The following is a 310-nucleotide window of genomic DNA, read 5'->3' as shown; positions in this document are numbered from 1 at the left end:
ATCTTCAGTAAGTTATATGGAGGTTGAAGGTGGTAAAGTACAAGGAAATATCCCGTCAGGAGCTAGTACATTAAGCCACGGTTTATTAGTAGAAGTAGATGATAAAGAAGTAACGATTAATCGCCGTGATTTCCATACAAATTCTTGGACAGGCGAACCGTGGAAAATTCAGTTGCCATCAAAGAAATAAACATTTACACATGTAGAAGATCGTGATAAAGAAAAGCCATACTTTGCAAAAGATGCGAAGTTGTCGGTATCAAATGTAACAGAAAATGCAGCAACAGTAACATTTCAGCAAGCGTTGGAC

Annotated in this window: 1 pseudogene; it reads left to right on the top strand. The window is 37.7% G+C overall.

Annotated features, from left to right (window positions below):
* Positions 1-310, top strand: a pseudogene (locus ACSG5Z_RS30260) (LamG-like jellyroll fold domain-containing protein); the annotation flags it as partial.

This window comes from Bacillus pretiosus (assembly GCF_051294775.1).
GTDB lineage: Bacteria > Bacillota > Bacilli > Bacillales > Bacillaceae_G > Bacillus_A > Bacillus_A wiedmannii.
This window is presented reverse-complemented; position numbering and strand designations above follow the sequence as displayed.